This is a genomic window from Sphingopyxis sp. sgz302558, from assembly GCF_057220455.1.
The window spans coordinates 261,585-279,536 of the sequence record NZ_JBXPUZ010000003.1 but is presented as its reverse complement, the minus strand read 5'-3'; the positions used below and the strand labels follow the sequence as shown (position 1 = coordinate 279,536).

At 64.4% G+C, this 17,952-nt stretch carries 19 protein-coding genes; 9 read left to right on the top strand and 10 right to left on the bottom strand.

The window, feature by feature from the left end; genetic code table 11:
- Positions 1-18 precede the first annotated feature (18 nt).
- The 4 genes from AC2TC0_RS12000 to AC2TC0_RS11985 all read right to left on the bottom strand — a co-directional run bounded on the left by AC2TC0_RS12000 (position 19) and on the right by AC2TC0_RS11985 (position 3,876).
- Positions 19-285, bottom strand: coding sequence for a hypothetical protein (locus tag AC2TC0_RS12000; protein ID WP_484717758.1), 267 nt, complete (start codon positions 283-285; stop codon positions 19-21).
- A gap of 99 nt (positions 286-384) precedes the next feature.
- Entirely contained in the window at positions 385-1,635 is a 1,251-nt protein-coding gene (locus tag AC2TC0_RS11995; RefSeq protein WP_484717757.1) for an N-succinylarginine dihydrolase, read from the bottom strand.
- A gap of 13 nt (positions 1,636-1,648) precedes the next feature.
- Positions 1,649-2,674 carry an arginine N-succinyltransferase gene (locus tag AC2TC0_RS11990; RefSeq protein WP_484717756.1) on the bottom strand — a complete coding sequence of 342 codons (1,026 nt, stop codon included), beginning with the start codon at positions 2,672-2,674 and terminating at the stop codon, positions 1,649-1,651.
- Positions 2,671-3,876: a hydrolase gene (locus AC2TC0_RS11985; protein ID WP_484717755.1), complete on the bottom strand. Its 1,206-nt coding sequence runs from the start codon at positions 3,874-3,876 to the stop codon at positions 2,671-2,673. The genes AC2TC0_RS11990 and AC2TC0_RS11985 overlap by 4 nt, the downstream gene beginning before the upstream one ends.
- 155 nt (positions 3,877-4,031) lie before the next feature.
- Here AC2TC0_RS11985 and AC2TC0_RS11980 point away from each other — a divergent pair, with 155 nt between their 5' ends.
- The 5 genes from AC2TC0_RS11980 to trhO all read left to right on the top strand — a co-directional run bounded on the left by AC2TC0_RS11980 (position 4,032) and on the right by trhO (position 8,310).
- Positions 4,032-4,199, top strand: a complete 168-nt coding sequence (locus tag AC2TC0_RS11980) for a hypothetical protein (RefSeq protein ID WP_484717754.1) — start codon at positions 4,032-4,034, stop codon at positions 4,197-4,199.
- A gap of 175 nt (positions 4,200-4,374) precedes the next feature.
- On the top strand, positions 4,375-6,468 hold the full coding sequence (locus AC2TC0_RS11975; protein WP_484717753.1) for a malate synthase G: 2,094 nt from the start codon (positions 4,375-4,377) through the stop codon (positions 6,466-6,468).
- Positions 6,469-6,529: 61 nt separating this feature from the next.
- Positions 6,530-7,300, top strand: a complete 771-nt coding sequence (locus tag AC2TC0_RS11970; protein WP_484717752.1) for an SDR family NAD(P)-dependent oxidoreductase — start codon at positions 6,530-6,532, stop codon at positions 7,298-7,300.
- A gap of 87 nt (positions 7,301-7,387) precedes the next feature.
- Positions 7,388-7,582 carry a hypothetical protein gene (locus AC2TC0_RS11965; protein ID WP_484717751.1) on the top strand — a complete coding sequence of 65 codons (195 nt, stop codon included), beginning with the start codon at positions 7,388-7,390 and terminating at the stop codon, positions 7,580-7,582.
- The gene (trhO, locus tag AC2TC0_RS11960; RefSeq protein WP_484717750.1) at positions 7,582-8,310 is read left to right on the top strand and encodes an oxygen-dependent tRNA uridine(34) hydroxylase TrhO; all 729 of its coding nucleotides are present in this window, start codon (positions 7,582-7,584) and stop codon (positions 8,308-8,310) included. The genes AC2TC0_RS11965 and trhO overlap by 1 nt, the downstream gene beginning before the upstream one ends.
- A gap of 96 nt (positions 8,311-8,406) precedes the next feature.
- On the opposite strand, the gene AC2TC0_RS11955 is transcribed toward trhO, so the two are convergent.
- Positions 8,407-9,651 carry an energy transducer TonB gene (locus tag AC2TC0_RS11955; protein ID WP_484717749.1) on the bottom strand — a complete coding sequence of 415 codons (1,245 nt, stop codon included), beginning with the start codon at positions 9,649-9,651 and terminating at the stop codon, positions 8,407-8,409.
- 90 nt (positions 9,652-9,741) lie between these two features.
- Positions 9,742-10,368 carry a class I SAM-dependent methyltransferase gene (locus AC2TC0_RS11950; RefSeq protein ID WP_484717748.1) on the bottom strand — a complete coding sequence of 209 codons (627 nt, stop codon included), beginning with the start codon at positions 10,366-10,368 and terminating at the stop codon, positions 9,742-9,744.
- A gap of 106 nt (positions 10,369-10,474) precedes the next feature.
- On the opposite strand from AC2TC0_RS11950, the gene trxB reads away from it, so the two are divergent.
- Together trxB and AC2TC0_RS11940 are read left to right on the top strand one after the other, a co-directional pair.
- Positions 10,475-11,431, top strand: coding sequence for a thioredoxin-disulfide reductase (gene trxB, locus AC2TC0_RS11945; RefSeq protein WP_484717747.1), 957 nt, complete (start codon positions 10,475-10,477; stop codon positions 11,429-11,431).
- A gap of 289 nt (positions 11,432-11,720) precedes the next feature.
- On the top strand, positions 11,721-12,317 hold the full coding sequence (locus AC2TC0_RS11940; RefSeq protein ID WP_484717746.1) for a TetR/AcrR family transcriptional regulator: 597 nt from the start codon (positions 11,721-11,723) through the stop codon (positions 12,315-12,317).
- Here AC2TC0_RS11940 and AC2TC0_RS11935 read toward each other — a convergent pair.
- From AC2TC0_RS11935 to AC2TC0_RS11920, 4 genes are read right to left on the bottom strand one after another with little or no spacing between them, the layout of a single operon-like run.
- Positions 12,314-13,114, bottom strand: a complete 801-nt coding sequence (locus tag AC2TC0_RS11935; protein WP_484717745.1) for a hydrolase 1, exosortase A system-associated — start codon at positions 13,112-13,114, stop codon at positions 12,314-12,316. The genes AC2TC0_RS11940 and AC2TC0_RS11935 overlap by 4 nt on opposite strands.
- On the bottom strand, positions 13,099-13,767 hold the full coding sequence (locus AC2TC0_RS11930; protein ID WP_484717744.1) for a hypothetical protein: 669 nt from the start codon (positions 13,765-13,767) through the stop codon (positions 13,099-13,101). Before AC2TC0_RS11930 ends, AC2TC0_RS11935 begins: the two co-directional genes overlap by 16 nt.
- Positions 13,768-13,775: 8 nt before the next feature.
- Positions 13,776-14,033, bottom strand: coding sequence for a phosphopantetheine-binding protein (locus AC2TC0_RS11925; protein WP_484717743.1), 258 nt, complete (start codon positions 14,031-14,033; stop codon positions 13,776-13,778).
- A 1-nt stretch (position 14,034) separates the two neighbouring features.
- Positions 14,035-15,060 carry a GNAT family N-acetyltransferase gene (locus AC2TC0_RS11920; RefSeq protein ID WP_484717742.1) on the bottom strand — a complete coding sequence of 342 codons (1,026 nt, stop codon included), beginning with the start codon at positions 15,058-15,060 and terminating at the stop codon, positions 14,035-14,037.
- 35 nt (positions 15,061-15,095) lie between these two features.
- On the opposite strand from AC2TC0_RS11920, the gene AC2TC0_RS11915 reads away from it, so the two are divergent.
- A complete protein-coding gene (locus AC2TC0_RS11915; RefSeq protein WP_484717741.1) occupies positions 15,096-16,610 on the top strand; it encodes an acyl-CoA ligase (AMP-forming), exosortase A system-associated in 1,515 nt (504 codons plus the stop codon).
- Positions 16,607-17,836 carry a pyridoxal-dependent decarboxylase, exosortase A system-associated gene (locus AC2TC0_RS11910; RefSeq protein ID WP_484717740.1) on the top strand — a complete coding sequence of 410 codons (1,230 nt, stop codon included), beginning with the start codon at positions 16,607-16,609 and terminating at the stop codon, positions 17,834-17,836. The genes AC2TC0_RS11915 and AC2TC0_RS11910 overlap by 4 nt, the downstream gene beginning before the upstream one ends.
- Positions 17,837-17,952: the final 116 nt, after the last annotated feature.

The window sequence follows — 17,952 nt, the reverse complement described above, 5'->3', positions numbered from 1 at the left end:
GTTTCAGATTGAGGGTGATTAGCTGCGCTCGCGCTGCGGATCGAGCGCGCCGCTGGCATTGGCCAGCGCCAGCATCTGTTCCAGCCGGATGCAGTCGAAAATCTTGGCGCCGGCCAGAAACACCGATCCGGTGCAAGCCAGCAACAACAGCACGCCGCCCGTGCCCGGGAATTTGTCGAGATACAGCATCCCGCGTGCCATTGCGCCAACGGCAAGCGCGTAGATGATCAGGCACGCCTCGAACCTGGTTTTGATGACGAACAGGCGACCGATTTTCTTGAGCATGCAGACCAACTCGCAAAAGCCATGCCGAGCCGGAAATTCTGCGATTCCCTGACTTTGCCTAATGGTTAAATGGAAGTTAAGCCGACAGGCGCGGGGTCGTCAAAGCAATTTACCAAGTTCCAGACAATTGAGCAGCGCGGCGCGCGCGCGGCGTACATCCGCGGCCAGCGAAGCCGATGCCAGATCGGCCGGCGCAATCGCTTCGGGCCAGTGCGCCGCGACAATTTCGGCGACCATATCGATGCGCGCCTCGCTGGCCATAAAGCGCGGATCGACCGTCGCAGGGTCGGCTACCACGCGCAGCCGCAGGCACGCCGGGCCGCCGCCATTGGCCATCGACTGGCGCACATTGACGGGGATCAGGCGCCGTATCGGGCCATTGCCCGCAATCATCGCCTCTAGCCAGTTCCACACGGCAGGCGTGTCCTGCGCCTCGGTCGGCAGCACCAGCCCCATGCCCGCGCCATCGGGCAGCGTCACCAGCTGCGCGTTGAACAGATAGGATTTGATTGCGTCGGCCATGCTGACGGAGGCAAACGGAACTTCGACGATCTCGCACCAGGGGGCAGCGGTGCGGATGGCAGCATATGCGGCCTCGCGGTCCTCAAAGGCTCCCTCGTGGGTGAACAGCACCTGTTCATTTGCGACCGCAACCACATCATTGTGGAACGCGCCGCTGGCAATCGCCGACTTGGCCTGTTCGATGAACAGCGTGCGCGCCGGGTCCAACCCGTGCCGCCGCGCTATGGCCTTGGACGCCTCGATATGTTGGCGCGCTGGAAAGCGACCACCGCTGATGCCATAAACAAAAATTTCAACGGCGGCTTCGCCATGCGCCGGGGTCAGCCGCATATGGTTCGCCGCGCCTTCGTCGCCGAATGGAGCCGGGACAGGCGCATGGACCGCGAAAGCATCATGCGCGAAGGCCAGCCTTAACTGCGCCAGCGTGCCCGGCCATTCGTGGCTGCGGTGCGGCATGGTCACCAGATTGGCGACGGTCAGGTGGCATTTACCGTCGGCAGTGTCGGGCGCGGGGGACACGGTTGCGGCATTGGCTGCCCACATTGAAGACGCCGACCACGCCTGCGCGCGCAAATATCGATCTGCATTCGCTTCATCGGTTGCAAGGCTATCCAGCCAGTCGGCGTCGGGACGCGCGAGTGGCATGAACCAGCCCTGCGGCAAGCCCAGCGCGATGTTGGCGCGCATCTTTTCAAGTCCCTGCAGTGCCGCTGCGCGGGGCTGCGACACATCTCCGGCATTGTGGGCCGATGCGATATTCCCGGGGGAAAGCCCCGCATAATTGTGGGTGGGGCCAATGATCCCGTCGAAATTGATTTCGGTCAGCATGAGTTTCTGCTCGTTATCGCGCTACATGGGTGATGATCATATCGGGTTCGACACCCAGCAAGTCGGCGGCAGCACGGTCGATGGCGACACCATCGCCGTGCGGTGCGATGCGGCCATAAGCGGCACGGAAATGCGCCAGCCGCCCGGTGGAAATCAGCCTGGCTTCGGCATGATCGCCCGCCAGTCTGTCATCAACGGCGCTGACAATTGTGGTGACCGCGCCCCGGATGCTCGCAATCTGGTCGGTACGCACTGTCATTGTCGGGCCGCCGTCGAAGATATCGACATATTTTTCCCAGGCGAAACCTTCATTTTCCAGCATCCGCATCGCGGCGCGCCCGCTGGGGTGGGGAACGCCGATCACGCTTCGCGCGGCATCGGACAGCATCGCGATATAGACCGGATGCTTGGGCATCAGGTCGGCGATAAATTGATTTCCGTGCTTGGCATTGAATTCGTCGGCGTCCTGAAAGCTCATGCCGAAAAATTTGCCTGCGACGCCGTCCCAGAAGGGGGAGCCGCCCGCCTCGTCAATCACCCCGCGCAGCTCGGCGATGCAGCGCTCGCCAAAACGCGCGCGGTGCGCGCCGATGAACAGGTAGCGGCTGCGCGCGATCAGCAGCCCCAGCCCGCCTGCGCGCTCGCCGGGGTGGAGGAACAACCCGCCGACCTCGCTCGCGCCTTCAAGATCGGTCGACAGGTTGAGCATTTCAGCGCGGAAAGTGCGGTCGAGCTCGACGCTGTGCTGCGTCAGCACGCCCATGCGGTAAGAGTAGAAGGGCCATTTCTGCCCCACTTGGCTGAAAATCTGGCAGGTACCGCGCACTTCGCCGGTCGCGCGATTTTCGAGCACAAACACGAACAGGTCGGGCGCCAGCGTATCGTCATCGCGGGCAAAGGCTTCAGCTGACGTTGCCAGCTTTGCGGCGAGCGACGGTTTATCGGGTGGCAGGTTGGTAAAGCCGCCGCCGGTCCGTTTTGCCATTTCATACAATGACTGCAGATCGGCTTCCCCCGCCGACCTTATCAAAAAAGTCACACCGTCCCCCGTTCCGCCAGCCGTAACAGCGTCAGCGCGGACAGCTGGGCCCGTTCGGGCAAGCTGTCCACGATCAGAAATTCGTCGGACGAATGAATGGCGCCGCCGCGCGGCCCCATGGTGTCAACGACAGGCACTCCGCAGGCGGCTATGTTGTTGCCATCGCACACGCCCCCGGTCGCCCGCCAGCCGATTGCCAGACCCAAAGCCGCGCCGCAATCCCTGACGAGCGAAAAAAGCCGCTCTGCTTTGGCATCGAGCGGTTTGGGGGGGCGGTTGAAGCCGCCGTGCAGATGGGCATGCACGCCGTGCTCGCGTTCGATGGTGGCGATGGTGGCGCGCAGCGTGGCTTCGGCGTCGCGCATGGCCTGAGGCGTGGCGGGGCGCAGGTTGACGCGCAGGATCGCCTGGTCGGGGACGACATTGTTGGGGCCGCCGCCGTCGATCTTGGCAGGGTTGACCTTAAGACCGTCGGATTTCAATGCGTTAAGTCGCAGCGCCAGATCAGCGGCGGCGATCAGCGCGTTGCGGCCATCCTCTGGATTGCGCCCGGCGTGCGCACTAAGGCCATGAATCATAATCGAAAAATTTCCGCTGCCCGGCCGTGCGCCCGCCAGCGTGCCATCGGGTAGCGCGGGTTCATAGGTCAGCGCGGCCGCCTTGCCCTGCGCCAGCTGCGCAATCAGCCGGGCCGAGGCCTGACTGCCGGTTTCCTCGTCCGAATTGATCAGCACGTCATAACCGACGCGGTCCGCCAAAGGTGACGCTTCGAGCGCCGTCAGTGCGGCGAGGATAACCGATATACCGGCCTTCATGTCGGCGGTGCCAGGGCCGTTGAGCACGCCGCTTTCCAGCCATTGCAGCGACTGGAATGGATGGTCGGCGGCGAACACCGTGTCCATGTGCCCCGTCAGCAGCAATTGCACAGGCGCTTCCGGCCGCACGGACAAATGCAGATGTGCGCCGCGCTCGATGGTATCGACCGTTCCGTCAGCGCGCACCGCCTCGACCGGATCGGACGGCACGAGCCGCACGTCCCCAGGCAAGGCAGCGAAGCCGTCGGCAAGCATCCCGGCGACATTTTTGAGCCCCGCCAAGTTTGTCGTACCGCTGTTGACCGCGGCCCAGCGTTCAACCTGCGCCAGCATCGGTGCAGCAGCTGCGGTTTCAAGGACGGACTGGTCGGCGGTGCTCAGGGTCATGCGGCGTCTATAGCCAGTGGAATGGGGCTTTGGCACCCCCGGACAATTTTTCAAAAATTTTTTGGACCGGTGATCGCGCGCACAGCGGACGGTGCAGCCGCATGGCAAAAAGGGGGCATTGGAAGACACAGCATGCCAACAGAGAGGAATGGACGATGACCAAGACGAAACTTCTTGCCCCCCTGATCGCGCTCAGCATCGCGGTATCGGCAACGCCCGCCATGGCCCAGCCGCTCCAGCCCACTGGAACCATCACCCAGCAGCAGGGCATCATCGCCATCCTGATCGGACTGCTTTTGCCTGCTGTGCAAAAGGTGCGCTGACCAGCCCGCGCTGAAATTGGACCAGCCGCGAAAGCCTCCCGCCGCAAACCGGCGGGAGGCTTTTTGTATTGGCGGACAGTGCGCAGCGAGTTGCCATTGGCTGGCTTTGGCGTCATAGCAAGCGCACCCTTCCTCCCCCGGAAACAGTTACCACTGTCCAGCCAAAGGGTTTTTCATGACTGCTTATGTTGACCGCGCCGGCCTGTCTGTCGATGCGCGGCTGGCCGATTTTGTCGAAGGCGCGGCGTTGCCGGGGACGGGGATCGATGCAGCGGACCTGTGGGCGGGTTTCGCCGCTATCCTGAACGGCTTCACCCCGGAAAACCGCGCACTGCTGGCCAAGCGCGACGCCCTGCAGCAGCAAATCGACGATTGGCATCAGGCACGGGCCGGGACGCCGCATGACCCCGCAGCCTATCAGGCGTTCCTGACCGATATCGGCTATCTCGTTCCGGAACCGGCACCGTTCCAGGTCGGCACCGCCAATGTCGATCCCGAGATTGCCACGATGGCGGGGCCACAGCTCGTCGTGCCCGCACTCAACGCGCGTTTTGCGCTCAACGCCGCCAATGCGCGCTGGGGCAGCCTGTATGACGCGCTCTATGGCACCGACGCGCTCGATGCGCCCGCGGCGCGGCCGGGCGGTTATGATGCGGCGCGCGGCGCGGCGGTGATCGCGCGGGCAAAGGCGTTTCTGGATGAAGCCGTGCCGTTGGCTGCGGGCAAATGGTCGGATTGGACGGGCGGACAACTGGTGCTGACCGATCCGGCGCAATGGGCCGGCAGCAAGCCCGGCGGCATCCTGCTCAAACGCAACGGGTTGCACATCGAACTGGTCATCAATCCCGAAAGCGCAATTGGAAAAACCGACCCGGCGGGCATTGCCGACGTGATTCTCGAATCGGCCCTCACCACCATCATCGACCTGGAAGACAGCGTTGCCGCGGTCGACGGCGAGGATAAGGTGCTGGGCTATTCCAACTGGCTTGGCCTGATGCGCGGCGATCTGACCGAGAGCTTTGCCAAGGGTGGGAAAACCTTAACCCGCGCGATGGAGCCCGACCGGGACTGGACCGCGCCTGGCGGCACGCCCTTCACTTTGCCCGGCCGCGCCGTGATGTTCGTGCGCAACGTCGGCCATCTGATGAACACGCCGATGGTGCGCTTGCCCGATGGCAGCGATGCGCCCGAAGGTATTTGCGACGCCGTGATCACCAGCCTGTGTGCGCTGCACGATCTGAAGCGGCTGGGCACGCTGCAGAACAGCCGCACCGGCAGCATCTATATCGTCAAGCCCAAGCAACATGGGCCGGAGGAATGCGCCTTCACCGACCGGCTGTTTGACGCGGTCGAGGACATGCTCGGCCTTGCCCGCCACACCATCAAGGTCGGGGTGATGGACGAGGAACGCCGCACTAGCGCCAATCTGGCCGCCTGCATCCATGCGGTGAAGGACCGGATCGTGTTTATCAACACCGGTTTCCTGGATCGTACCGGCGACGAAATTCACACGTCAATGCAGGCCGGCCCGATGATCCCCAAGGGCGAGATGAAGGCAAGCCGCTGGATCGCCAGCTATGAGGACCGCAATGTCCGCATTGGCCTTGCCTGCGGGCTTTCCGGCAAGGCGCAGATCGGCAAAGGCATGTGGGCGATGCCCGACCTGATGGCCGCGATGCTGGAGCAGAAAGTGGCGCATCCGATGAGCGGCGCAAACACGGCGTGGGTGCCGTCCCCGACCGCCGCGACGCTGCACGCGATGCATTATCACGCCGTCGATGTGTTTGCCCGCCAGCGCGAAATCAGGGACGAAGCGGTGCCGCCGCTCGCTGACCTCCTCACTATCCCCGTCGCCATTGGGCGCAACTGGGATGCCGCCGAAGTCGCGCGCGAGCTGGATAACAATTGCCAGGGAATTTTGGGCTATGTTGTACGCTGGGTCGATCAGGGCGTCGGCTGTTCCAAAGTGCCCGATATCAACGATATCGGCCTGATGGAGGACCGCGCGACGTTGCGTATCGCCAGCCAAGCACTCGCCAACTGGCTGCTGCACGGTGTGTGCACCGCCGAGCAAGTCGATGCGGCGCTCGTGCGCATGGCGGCGAAGGTCGATGCACAGAATGCCGCCGATCCGCTTTATCGCCAGCTGACGCCCGACAGCGCGGCGTTTCAGGCCGCACGCGACCTGATTTTCAAAGGGGTCGAACAGCCGTCGGGCTATACCGAACCGCTGCTGCATGCATGGCGTGCCAAGGCGAAAGCGCTATAGTGGGTGCGCGGGCAAAGAATTGAGCGACGCGTCGATCATGCATCGGCAGGGGGGGGCGAACATGAGCGATCTGGCGGGACGAATTGCGCTGGTCACTGGGGCCGCCAAGGGGCTGGGGGCGGCGTCGGCGCGCGCACTGGCGGCGTCGGGTGCGACTGTTATCGCCACGGACTTGAACGCCCCCGAGGCGCTCGCCGAAGAGATCGGCGGCCATGCGCTGGCGCACGACGTCACCGACGAGGCGCACTGGGCGGCCGCCATCGCCTTCGCCCGCGACCAAGCAGGCGGGCTCGACATTCTGGTCAATAACGCCGGGCTGTTCCTGATGGCCCCGATCACCGAAACCAGCCTGGCCGACTGGCGGCGCATCAACAGCGTCAATGTCGAGGGCGTGTTTTTGGGCACCAAGCATGCCATCCCGCTGCTTGCCGAGCGCGCGGGGCAGTGGGTGGGCGGCGCGTCGATCGTGAATCTGTCTTCGGTCGCAGGCCTGCAGGGCGGGGCCGGGGTCAGCTGTTACAACGCATCGAAGGGCGCGGTACGCCTGTTCACCAAGGGGGCCGCGATCGAGCTTGCCCCGATGAAAATCCGCGTCAATTCGGTACACCCCGGCATCATCGACACCGACATGGGTGACGATCTGGTTGAACGCTTTGCCGCCGCCAGCGGCACCGGCGGCAATGCCATGCGCGACCAATTGTCGCTGATGCACCCGCTCGGCCATTTCGGTGCGCCGTCCAATGTTGCCGACGCGGTGGTGTTTCTGGCATCCGACAAGGCGGCGTTCATTACCGGGTCCGAGCTGGTGGTTGATGGGGGCATGACCGCATAGTAGGGCGCGGGAGAAGCGCGATGGCATCATATTGCACCGTCGTGACGGAGCCGATTTTGGCCGAGCGCGAGGAGCGAGGAGTGAGCCATGCCGACGCATAGTGAACGACGAGCGACGCTGCGCTCGGCCAAAATCGGCCCGCCCTTTGGGGTTGCGGCTGGAAGCCCCCCGGACTGCGTTGCGGCGCTGGAACGGGCCACCAGCCCGTCCTGCGCACCGCGCCTTGCCGGAAAGCTGCCAGCCGCAATCACGGCGATGCAATATGATGTCATCGTGCTTTAATGTACACCGTCGCCGCCCTTTACCAGTTTGCCCCCTTTGATGATCCGGCGGCGCTACGTCAGCCGCTGCTCGACCTCTGCCGGTTGCAGGACATTTGCGGAACCATTTTGCTCGCGGGTGAGGGCATAAATGGAACCATCGCTGGCAGTGCGGACGGTATTGCGGCGTTGGTCGCCCATATCCGCGCGCTGCCGGGCTGCGTCGACCTCGACGTCAAATATTCAACCGCCGCCGCCCAGCCGTTCCGACGCATGAAGGTCCGGCTCAAGCGCGAAATCGTGACGCTGAAAGTGCCTGGCGTCGACCCTGCGCGCGATGTGGGGGTCTATGTGGCTCCCACTGAATGGAACGCCGTCATCGACGATCCGGACACCGTGGTGATCGACACGCGCAACAGTTTTGAGGTCGGCTATGGCAGCTTTGCGGGGGCCATTGACCCCGGCACGCGCAGCTTTGGCGAATTTCCCGACTGGTGGCGCGCCAATGCCCAGAGCTTTGCGGGCAAACGCATCGCCATGTTCTGCACCGGCGGCATCCGCTGCGAAAAATCCACCGCCTTCCTGCGCGCCGAAGGCGTGGCGGATGTCGTCCACTTGAAGGGCGGTATCCTCAACTACCTCGAACATATCCCGGAAAGCGAAAGCCGCTGGAATGGCAGCTGTTTCGTTTTTGACGAGCGCGTCAGCGTGGGGCACGGGTTGGTCGAGGTGGGAGAAAAATCACCGTAGTGCTGAGCTTGTCGAAGCACGAGGCGCCGGACGAAGCCGCTGTTTACTCCTGCGCCACGCCCTTCGACAGGCTCAGGGCTACGGTGACTCGCTGGCTTAGCGCGCCGCAACCCGCACTGGCGCATCGGGGGTGATGTCAATGCGCTCGATGCGCGCGATCGCATCGCGTTTGCGCAGGCGTGTGCCGGTGGTCCCGCGCGGATCGTCAACCCATGTTGCCGTCAATGTGTAGCGCTCAATCAGATAATGGCCCGGCGATACGTCGCCATCCGCGCGCTTGAGCGGGGCGTAAACGCGCTGCGCCAGATTGGCGAGCACGGCCTGGGTCCAATCCTCTGGACCGCTGGCGCGCAGCACTTCGGCCTCGCTCACCCGCCCGTCGGCATTGACCCAGAAGCCCACATCGGCCCATTCATCGGGCCGCAGCAGCGTGTTGGTGCGGCGCGTGGTTTGGCCAACCGGTGTCGCATTCGGAAAGACGAGCGCGCCCAGTCCGTTGTCCAATATCGCGTCGGCCCCCTGCCCGAAATTATACTTCGTAACCAGCGGCGCTTCGTACAGCAGCACCGGCCGCTCGGCCCCGCCCTCGGCGGCGAACTCCGCCACCAGCGCAGCCACGGCGCGCTGGTCGCCGGTGCGGCTGGCCATGCGGGCGCTGAGGACATTGGCTGCCAGTCGGAAATCGCGGAGCGCCGGGTCAGTGTTTTCGGCAAGCGGGCGCAGCCTTTTGCTGGCAGCAAGGCGATCCTCGGGCAATTTGCTGGCATTGGCCAGCGTCACCGCGAGCGCGCCCTGACGCAGCTGCGCGAAGGCCGCGATGCGGGGCTGGTCGGCCGCACGCGCGCGTTCCTCTACCTCGCTGTAAATGCGGTGCGCTTCGTCGGGATAGCCGAGTTTGGCACGGCTGTCGCCCACCTCGATCTGCGCCGCCAGCGCGCGCGGGGCATCAGCGCCAAAGGCACTGCGCAGCACATCGCGCATATCGAGCGTGGACGTCCGAAACGCGCGTGCCTCGCCCATATGTTCGGCAACGCGCGCGTTGGCGCGCAGCAGGTCCGAAACGGGCACCGGATATTCGGCCTTGTGTTTGCGGTTGCGGCCCAACGCGGCGACCAGCGTTGAGCGCGCGGCGCCATATTTGCCCGCGATGAACTGGTTTTCGGCGTGCGCGAGGCTCGCGGCGATATCGGCGTCGGGCGCGCAACCCTGCGCCAGACACGCCGCCAGTTTGGCTTCGGTTTCGGACAGCGGGATGGCCGTGACCACAATGGTCTCGTCCGCCTGCGCATTTGCGATTGTCAGCGCAGCGATCGCGCCCGTCAGAAGCCACCGACTCACCATCGCGTATCTCCCCTAAACACCTGATTATGCGTCAGGACATCATGGAACGGCGATGAAGTCAATCGCGTCAAAGGCCACGGGTGCACGCGTTCAAGCGGTGCGCCGCGCAGTCCCATATTCGACCCACGCCATCGGGCGCGGTGATTTGGGCATGAACCCTTCGCCCAATTTGTCGACGGCAAACCCCGCCGTTTCATAACTGCGCGTAATCGGGCGCGTCAGGTGGCAATTGCCGCCGATGCGTTTCCAGATCGGCTCGATGCGCCGCTGCCATTTGGCGACCCCGGCGTCGGGTGCCGCGCCATGTTCCAGAAACAGCGCGGTGCCACCAGGCCGCAGCACGCGGCGGATTTCCGACAAAACTGCTGCCTGATCGGCGACCGAGCAGAGGGTGAAGGTCGTCACCACGGTATCGAAACTGGCGTCGGCAAAGGGCATGGCTTCGCCGACGCCGCCCTGAATGTCGGCAGCAATCCCGCGCTCCGCCGCCGCCGCGCGAGTCATCTCCAGCAGCTTGGGCGACGGGTCGATCCCCGCCAGCCGCGTCACCCGCGCGGGATCATAAAATTCCATGTTGATCCCGCCGCCGCAGCCAAGCTCCAGCACCTCGCCCGCCGCCAGCGGAACGACCTTGCTGCGCACCTTCATAATCTGCCCCTGCGAACAGGCGCATTTGATGAGGCGCGGCACGATATGACGGTCCCACCAGCTGGTCATGGGCAACTTATCTCCCCTTGGCGGCGATGCTGCGCCTTGCTAGCGCGCTTGGCAATATCCATCTGTGCGGCGCTGCACAGCTGCAAATTCCGGACAAAGGACCACCATGCCGACCACCCACACCACCCGCTGCCTGATCATCGGTTCGGGTCCGGCGGGCTATACCGCCGCCATTTATGCCGCGCGCGCGGGGATGCAGCCAATTGTGGTGCAAGGCATCCAGCCCGGCGGCCAGCTGACCATCACCACCGACGTCGAAAATTATCCCGGCTTTCGCAGCGTTATCCAGGGTCCCTGGCTGATGGAGGAAATGCAGGCGCAGGCCGAACATGTCGGCACGCGCACCATCTGGGACACGGTGGTCGATGTCGACCTGACCCAGCGGCCGTTTCGCGCCACTGGCGACAGCGGCGATGTCTATGTCGGCGACACGCTGATCATCGCGACTGGCGCGCAGGCCAAATGGCTGGGCGTGCCGGGCGAGGCTGAACTGGGCGGCAAGGGCGTGTCGGCCTGTGCGACGTGCGACGGCTTTTTCTTTCGCGGCAAGAAGGTAGTGGTCATCGGCGGCGGCAATACCGCGGTTGAAGAGGCGCTTTACCTGACCAACCACAGCGACGATGTGACGCTGATCCACCGGCGCGATAGTCTGCGCTCGGAGAAAATCCTCGCTGACCGCCTCTTTGCCAACCCCAAAATTTCGGTGTTGTGGAACAAGAAGGTCGACCGATTTGTCGGTGGCGACGGCGCGGCAGGGCTGATCGGCGTTGACCTCACTGACACGGTAACGGGTGCGGCGAGCCATATTGCCACCGACGGTGCCTTTGTAGCAATCGGCCACAAGCCATCGACCGAGCTGTTCGCGGGCAAACTCCCGCTCGATGACGGCGGCTATCTGCTGGTCGAGCCGGGCAGTGCGCGCACCAATATTCCCGGCGTGTTCGCGGCGGGCGATGTTGCCGATCATATCTATCGCCAGGCCGTAACGGCGGCAGGCATGGGCTGTATGGCCGCGCTCGACGCCGAACGCTTCCTCGCCGAGGCGGAATTTCACGCGGGTTAATGTGTTCCACTAACGTCGACGTGGGCCGGTGCCGCTCGTTTCGGCCGGACTGAAGCAGAAAAAAAGCCCCCGCCACGCCTTACGGTGTGACAGGGGCCGATGGCCTGACGACCGGGTCGCATTGCTCGCCAGGCCAGCAAAACCGCGCGCCCCAGTCGGGCAAGACCTGACTGCCGTCCGAGTCGCGGGTTTTACATACCAACGTTATGTATCAATCGTTGGCACTGCGTCAAGCAACTGATACTAAGCTGTTTCGACCCGGGCCAACCGGGTGCTCGAGGAGGTGCTGATGGCGCGGCGAAGCGCGGCGGATGCTGCGGCAACCCGCACCCGGATTTTGGATGCGGCGCGGCGCAGATTCGCGGCCGATGGCTATGGTAGGGCCGCGGCGCGCGACATCGCGGCCGACGCCGGGGTCACCGTTGGCGCGCTGTTCCATCACTTCGGATCAAAGGCGGGTCTTTTCCTTGCCGTGTTTGAACAGCTGGTCGGTGAATTAAACGATGCCGCCATGGCCAGTTTCCGCAACGCCAAAAGCAGCGATCCGCTCGATGCCATGGTCGCCTCGTTTGGCGTGGCCCTCGGCTTTGCGAAAAAGCCCGACTTCCACCGCATCGTCACGGTTGACGGGCCAGTGGTGCTGGGGGCCGAACAGTGGCGCGAGATAGATTCGCGCATGGGGCTACAGACCGTCGCGGGCGGCCTTTCCATGCTAAAGGACAAGGGCCGGATTATCGATTTTCCGACGATGCCGCTGGCCGTGTTGGTGATGGGGGCCATGAACAATGCTGGGTTCGCACTCGCCCGCGGCGAACCGGGGGTCGATGTCGATACCTTGACGCAAGGGTTCCGGCGGTTGATCGAGGGGCTTGCGCCGCGCGGCTAGGTTTGTTTGCCCAACACGCCCAGCAATTGAGCAGCCAGCCAATCACCGTCGTCACCTGCAAAGCTGTGACTTGTGCTGTCAAGCTTGGCAACGCGGACTCCTGCCGGTGGTGGTTCGTTGCGCCACAGCTCTGCAAAGGTTTGGGCAGTGCGATCCCCCGTAGCAAGCAGGATGGTGATGGGCACCGGCGCAGCAGCAATCGCCGCAACAACGCGCTGGCCGAGCTTGCTGGCGGAGGGGGCAGCGTGCGGCGCGAGCGCCGCGATACCCCGCCCCAGTTTAGCCAAATCAAGCTCGCCGCGCAGCAGCCGCCCCAAACTCGCCGGATCTTTCAGTCGCTGCCAATAGCGTGCGCGGATCGCGCTGGTCGGGGGCAGGGCAGCGGAGCTCTGGCCCGCGTCCTCGATTGTCCAGGGGTTGGCCAGCACGAGTGCATCGACATCAAGCGGCTGGTGCAGCAGCAACGCACTTGCCGCGTCGCAATTGCCGAACGCGACAACCTGTTTCATTTCGGGACAGGCGCGGCGAAAGGCGGCCAGCGCTGCGATGATGTCGGCACGGCTGCTTTCGAAGCCGCCATTCTCGCCCTCGCTGTCGCCAATCCCGCGCCGGTCGAACCGCAACACCGGGTGGCCTGCCGCAGCGATCCGCGCAGCCAGCATCGCCATGCCGCGATGCGCGCCGCAGCGGATTTCATTGCCGCCTGACACGATGAGCAGCCCGCTCGCCCCGGGGGCAGCGTCGAGCGTCGCGGCAAGCGCCGCGTCACCGCATGGGAAGCTCAGTGCATTCCGCACGCGCTCATCCAGCCAAAGATGCTTTCTGCCATCGCGGCCGCCATGGCCGGGTCCTCGCCGGGTTCGGCGCGCAGCCACAGTGCGGTTCCGGCGACATTCTGGGGTCCGTCGCCCAGCATGACCGTGCATAATGCTTCGGGTTCAGCCGGCTCGGCGGCTTGCAGCTGGGCGATCATGTTTGGCGAAAGCAGATTCCCGGCAAGTAGCAGGGGCGATCGCTGCGCCGCCGACATCAGCGCATCGGCGTTGCTGGTTATCCCGCGCTCGCGGTCGCTGGCAATCCTTGCGCGCAGCATGGTTCGCAGCAGGGTGGCACCGGACACCGGCGCCAGCCGCCACCATCCCGATGCTGCAGCGGCGTCATCGATCAGCGCGCCGCCGCGGATGCTTGCCATCATGACCGGGCCAGATTCGGCCGCGGCAATGTCTGTCAAGGCGCTGCGCCACAGGTTCAGGTCGGTGGCCTCGGTCGCGATCAGGCTCTCATTTTGCCCGGGCAAGTCTGGCAGCAGCGACGCGATGCCCAAGCCGGCCAACGCGCGCATCGCTAGCACCACTGTGCGGCGCATGCGGTTGGCCTCTTCGAACAGCGGCGGCACGATCAGCACGCGGGGACCGTCGCCTTGCGGACCATGGCGCAGTACCATCGCCATCACGCAGCTCAGGCAGCCTGTTTGGCGCGGCAGAATGTCAGCAGGCTGCCAAAGGTTGCGAACAATTCGCCATCGACCTCGTCATCATCGATGATGATGTCCAGCCGGTCTTCCAGCTCGGTGAGCACGATGGCAACGGCCATCGAATCGAACTCGGGCAGCGCCCCGAACAATTCGCTGTTCTCGGTGAGCGCGGCGGCACGCGCGGTGCCGAGCCCCAATACATCGGCCATGATAGCACGCAGGGTGGTTTCGGTCTGGTCCATATCAGTCATCATTCCGGTGCAGCCGCCAATCGGCAAGGGTGGTCTTAATCGCCGGTCCCCATGCGGCGGGGCGCGAGGGATTGAAAGCCTTGATCCGCCACAATTTGCTGTGGCGATTCATCCAGTCGCGCTTGTAGCGATCGTTGCCAGTGCCGAAATCCACGCGGCGGACCTGATCTTCCTCAATCACGCGGCGAAACAATGCGGCGGTCAACAATGTGCCAGGCGACGCTTGAGCGCTGTCGGTGACATGCGCCAGCTTGTGGATATAGGCACCGAAATTTTCGACCGTCCACAGCTGGGCCGCCACCGGCGCGCCGCCAATCCGGGCGAGGCCAAGCCGCAGCCGTCCTGCCGCGCCCTCCGCCTCGGCAAAGGCGCGCAGCAAGGCGGCATTGCCTTCCTCGGGCTTCCAGCTGGCGGCATAGATGCGCTGATAATCGGCCCAAACCGCAGCGTCGAAGCGGTCGGTGATGGTGATATCGACCAATCCCTTTTTGGCCTTACGCGTGACGGTGCTACGCAGCTCGCCGGGACGTGCCGCCCACCAGTCGTCATGGCTCTGTCCGTCCAGATCAAGCCAGTGGTTGTCGCCTGCCGGGCGCGCGCTCACCCACCAGCCAGCGCCTGTCAGTGCGGCGCGTAACATGGCGAGCGAGCCATCGACTTCGGGGACAGGATAGAGCGTGAGGCGCGCGGCGCTACGCCGCAGTCCGGCGCACAGGTCGGTAAGAGCCAGCGTCTGGGCGGTGGCGTCGCGTGCACCGCTGAATTGCGGACGATGTACGAAGCTATACCAGTTGGCCAGGCTCGCCCGCGCACCGGGGCGCGTCTCAATCAGCGGCAACCACGCCGCCGCATTTTCGGACCGTCCATAGGCATCCACGCGAGGCAAGCCCTTGAAATGCATGGCCGCGAGGCGGTCGAACCAGTCGGCACGGTCGAACGGGCCGGCGACCCCCAGCGGCACCGTGTTTGGCGCCGCTGCGACCTGCGCGTTAGTGTGATCTTCACCGTTCCAGCCCATAAGCGCAGGCTTATCATGCAGGTTCCTAACAGCCGATGACCGCGCCGCCACCGTCCCACCCGCTTGACCATCTGGCGCTGTGCGGCGTGCCCAATGCACCCGCGCTGCTGATGGGTGACATGGTGATGGACTTTACGGCGCTGGAGGCCGGGGTCGGACGTCTCGCGGCATGGCTGGCCGGTCAGGTGCCCGCAAGGGGCGCTCGCGTCGCCAGTTGGACCGCAAAAAGCCGTTTGGCGTGCCTGCTTCCGCTCGCCGCTGCGCGCGCCGGCCTGGTGCATGTACCGATTAACCCGTTGCTCAAAGGCGCGCAGGCCGACCATATTTTGGACGACAGCGGTGCGGCGCTGCTGCTGACCAACGCGGCGCGCGCGGCGACATTGACCCTGCGGCCGAGCTGCGCCGTCATCGATCTGGCAACCGCCGAAAATGCTATTGATGACTTTGGCGAAATACTGCCCCCCTCGGATGCCGCGCCTGACGACCTGGCCGCGATCCTCTATACCAGCGGCTCGACCGGGCGGCCCAAAGGCGTGATGCTCAGCCATGCCAATTTGTGGTTGGGCGCGGAAAGCGTTGCAAGTTACTTGCACCTGACGCCCGCCGACCGCGTGCTGGCGCTGCTGCCATTCGCCTTCGACTATGGCCAGAACCAGCTGCTTTCCGCATGGCATGCCGGGGCAAGCGTCGTACCGCTCGATTACCTGACCGTGCGCGACGTCGTCCGCGCCGTGGTGCGTTTTCGCGCCACCACGCTTGCCGGGGTCCCGCCCCTTTGGGTGCAACTGGTGGAGGGCGATTGGCCACCGGACAGCGCGCGGCACCTCAAACGACTGACCAACAGCGGCGGCGCGCTTACACCCGCACTCATCGACCAGCTGCGCCAGACTTTTCCAGCGGCGGCGATTTGGCCGATGTACGGACTGACCGAGGCCTTTCGTTCGACATTTCTGCCGCCCGAACTGGTTGCGGCCCACCCCACGTCGATGGGCCGCGCCATTCCGCATGCCGAAATTCTGGTGTGCCGCCCCGACGGCAGTCTGTGTGATGCAGGTGAGCCGGGCGAACTCGTCCATTGCGGCCCACTGGTGGCGCAGGGCTATTGGCAGGACAGCGAGCGAACCGCGATGCGCTTCAAGCCCGCACCGCCCGCGTCGCGCTATGGCGGCACTGCGGTATGGTCGGGCGACACCGTGCACCGCGATACCAAGGGCCTGCTCTATTTTATCGGCCGCGACGATGCGATGATCAAGACGGCGGGCAACCGCGTCAGCCCCAGCGAGATCGAAGATGCCGTCATCGCTTCGGGTTTCGCCAATGAAGCCGTCGCGTTCGGCATTGCCGACGACCGACTTGGTGCAGCGATCATCCTGGTGGCACGCGGCGATGGCACGCAGGATGGCGCGCTCGCCGCTGCACTCCGCACGGCCCTACCCAATTTCATGCAGCCGCGCGCTATCGTCTGGCGGTGCGACCTGCCGCGCAACGCCAACGGCAAGCTGGACCGGGTCGCCATCGCTGCGAACTGGCAACAGGAAGCGGCCGTATGAAGCAGATGGGGGCTATTCCTGCGGGCTTTCGCGCCGATGCCGACGGCATGTTGCTGATCGGTGGTCAGCGTGCCGACCGGCTGGTCGCGGTGGAGGGCGACACGCCATTGTTCGTTTATGACCGGGCAATGCTGAGCGCGCGGGTTGCGGCTCTGCGCGCCGCGATGCCGCCGGGGCTCAGCATCCATTATGCGATGAAGGCCAACCCCTTTGCACCGCTGCTGGCGCATTTGGCCGAGCTGGTCGATGGTATCGACATTGCTTCGGGCGGCGAAATGCATATGGCTATTGCCGCCGGGATGGTGCCCCAGCACATCAGCTTTGCTGGCCCCGGCAAGCGCGACCGCGAATTGCGCGCGGCGATTATGGCGGGCGTGACGATCAACCTTGAATCGGCGAGTGAGGCGGCGCGTGCGCTCTACATCGGACACCAGCTCGGGGTCCGTCCACGCCTCGCTGTGCGCGTTAACCCCAGCTTTGACCTCAAAGGGTCAGGCATGAAAATGGGCGGCGGCGCCAAAGCCTTCGGGATCGATGCCGATGCGGTGCCGGCGCTGGTAAAGCAGCTCATTAATCAGGGTGTCGATTGGCAAGGTTTCCATATTTTCGCCGGTTCACAGGCACTTGATGCGGAAGCCATCATCACTGCGCAGGCGCAAACCGTGGCGCTGGCGGCCGCGCTGGCCGATGCCGTGGGCGCCGTGCCGCCGCTCGTCAATCTGGGCGGGGGTTTTGGCGTGCCATATTTTCCCGGCGACACCGCACTTGATGTGGCGGCCATTGGCGCGGCGCTTGCCGACACGCTCGGCCAACGGCCAGACAGCCTTGGTTCCACCCGCTTTGCCATCGAGTTAGGGCGTTGGCTGGTGGCCGAAGCCGGAGTTTATCTGTGCCGGATCATCGACCGCAAGATCAGCCATGGCGAAACATTTCTGGTCACCGATGGCGGCCTTCATCATCAACTCGCGGCCAGCGGAAATTTCGGCACAGTGGTGCGCCGCAATTATCCGCTCGCCATCGCCAACCGGTTTGACCGCGCCCCCAGCGAGGTCGCGACGGTGGTCGGCTGTCTGTGCACGCCGCTCGACCGGCTCGGTGATCAGCTGCATCTGCCACACGCCGAAATCGGAGACCTGGTGGCGATTTTCATGGCCGGGGCTTATGGCGCGAGCGCCAGTCCTTCATCTTTTCTGGGGCACGGTCCCGCTTTGGAACGGCTGGTCTGACAAGCGTTAATTTCCGCACATTTCAGCCAATTTTATTGCCAGCGGACCAGCAATCCTAACCCTCTGTTCACCAATCTTCGCCATGGCTGGATGCTGAAGCAGTGACTCTGCGCGGC

Bases quoted from the DNA above. Each gene is read 5' to 3' on its own strand.
- AC2TC0_RS11995 (WP_484717757.1), bottom strand. From the start codon at position 1,635: ATGCTGACCGAAATCAATTTCGACGGGATCATTGGCCCCACCCACAAT.
- AC2TC0_RS12000 (WP_484717758.1), bottom strand. From the start codon at position 285: ATGCTCAAGAAAATCGGTCGCCTGTTCGTCATCAAAACCAGGTTCGAG.
- AC2TC0_RS11980 (WP_484717754.1), top strand. From the start codon at position 4,032: ATGACCAAGACGAAACTTCTTGCCCCCCTGATCGCGCTCAGCATCGCG.
- AC2TC0_RS11950 (WP_484717748.1), bottom strand. From the start codon at position 10,368: ATGACCAGCTGGTGGGACCGTCATATCGTGCCGCGCCTCATCAAATGC.
- AC2TC0_RS11925 (WP_484717743.1), bottom strand. From the start codon at position 14,033: ATGGACCAGACCGAAACCACCCTGCGTGCTATCATGGCCGATGTATTG.
- AC2TC0_RS11910 (WP_484717740.1), top strand. From the start codon at position 16,607: ATGAAGCAGATGGGGGCTATTCCTGCGGGCTTTCGCGCCGATGCCGAC.
- AC2TC0_RS11915 (WP_484717741.1), top strand. From the start codon at position 15,096: ATGACCGCGCCGCCACCGTCCCACCCGCTTGACCATCTGGCGCTGTGC.
- AC2TC0_RS11955 (WP_484717749.1), bottom strand. From the start codon at position 9,651: ATGGTGAGTCGGTGGCTTCTGACGGGCGCGATCGCTGCGCTGACAATC.
- AC2TC0_RS11970 (WP_484717752.1), top strand. From the start codon at position 6,530: ATGAGCGATCTGGCGGGACGAATTGCGCTGGTCACTGGGGCCGCCAAG.
- AC2TC0_RS11940 (WP_484717746.1), top strand. From the start codon at position 11,721: ATGGCGCGGCGAAGCGCGGCGGATGCTGCGGCAACCCGCACCCGGATT.
- trhO (WP_484717750.1), top strand. From the start codon at position 7,582: ATGTACACCGTCGCCGCCCTTTACCAGTTTGCCCCCTTTGATGATCCG.
- AC2TC0_RS11930 (WP_484717744.1), bottom strand. From the start codon at position 13,767: ATGGCGATGGTACTGCGCCATGGTCCGCAAGGCGACGGTCCCCGCGTG.
- AC2TC0_RS11920 (WP_484717742.1), bottom strand. From the start codon at position 15,060: ATGGGCTGGAACGGTGAAGATCACACTAACGCGCAGGTCGCAGCGGCG.
- AC2TC0_RS11965 (WP_484717751.1), top strand. From the start codon at position 7,388: ATGCCGACGCATAGTGAACGACGAGCGACGCTGCGCTCGGCCAAAATC.
- AC2TC0_RS11975 (WP_484717753.1), top strand. From the start codon at position 4,375: ATGACTGCTTATGTTGACCGCGCCGGCCTGTCTGTCGATGCGCGGCTG.
- AC2TC0_RS11985 (WP_484717755.1), bottom strand. From the start codon at position 3,876: ATGACCCTGAGCACCGCCGACCAGTCCGTCCTTGAAACCGCAGCTGCT.
- trxB (WP_484717747.1), top strand. From the start codon at position 10,475: ATGCCGACCACCCACACCACCCGCTGCCTGATCATCGGTTCGGGTCCG.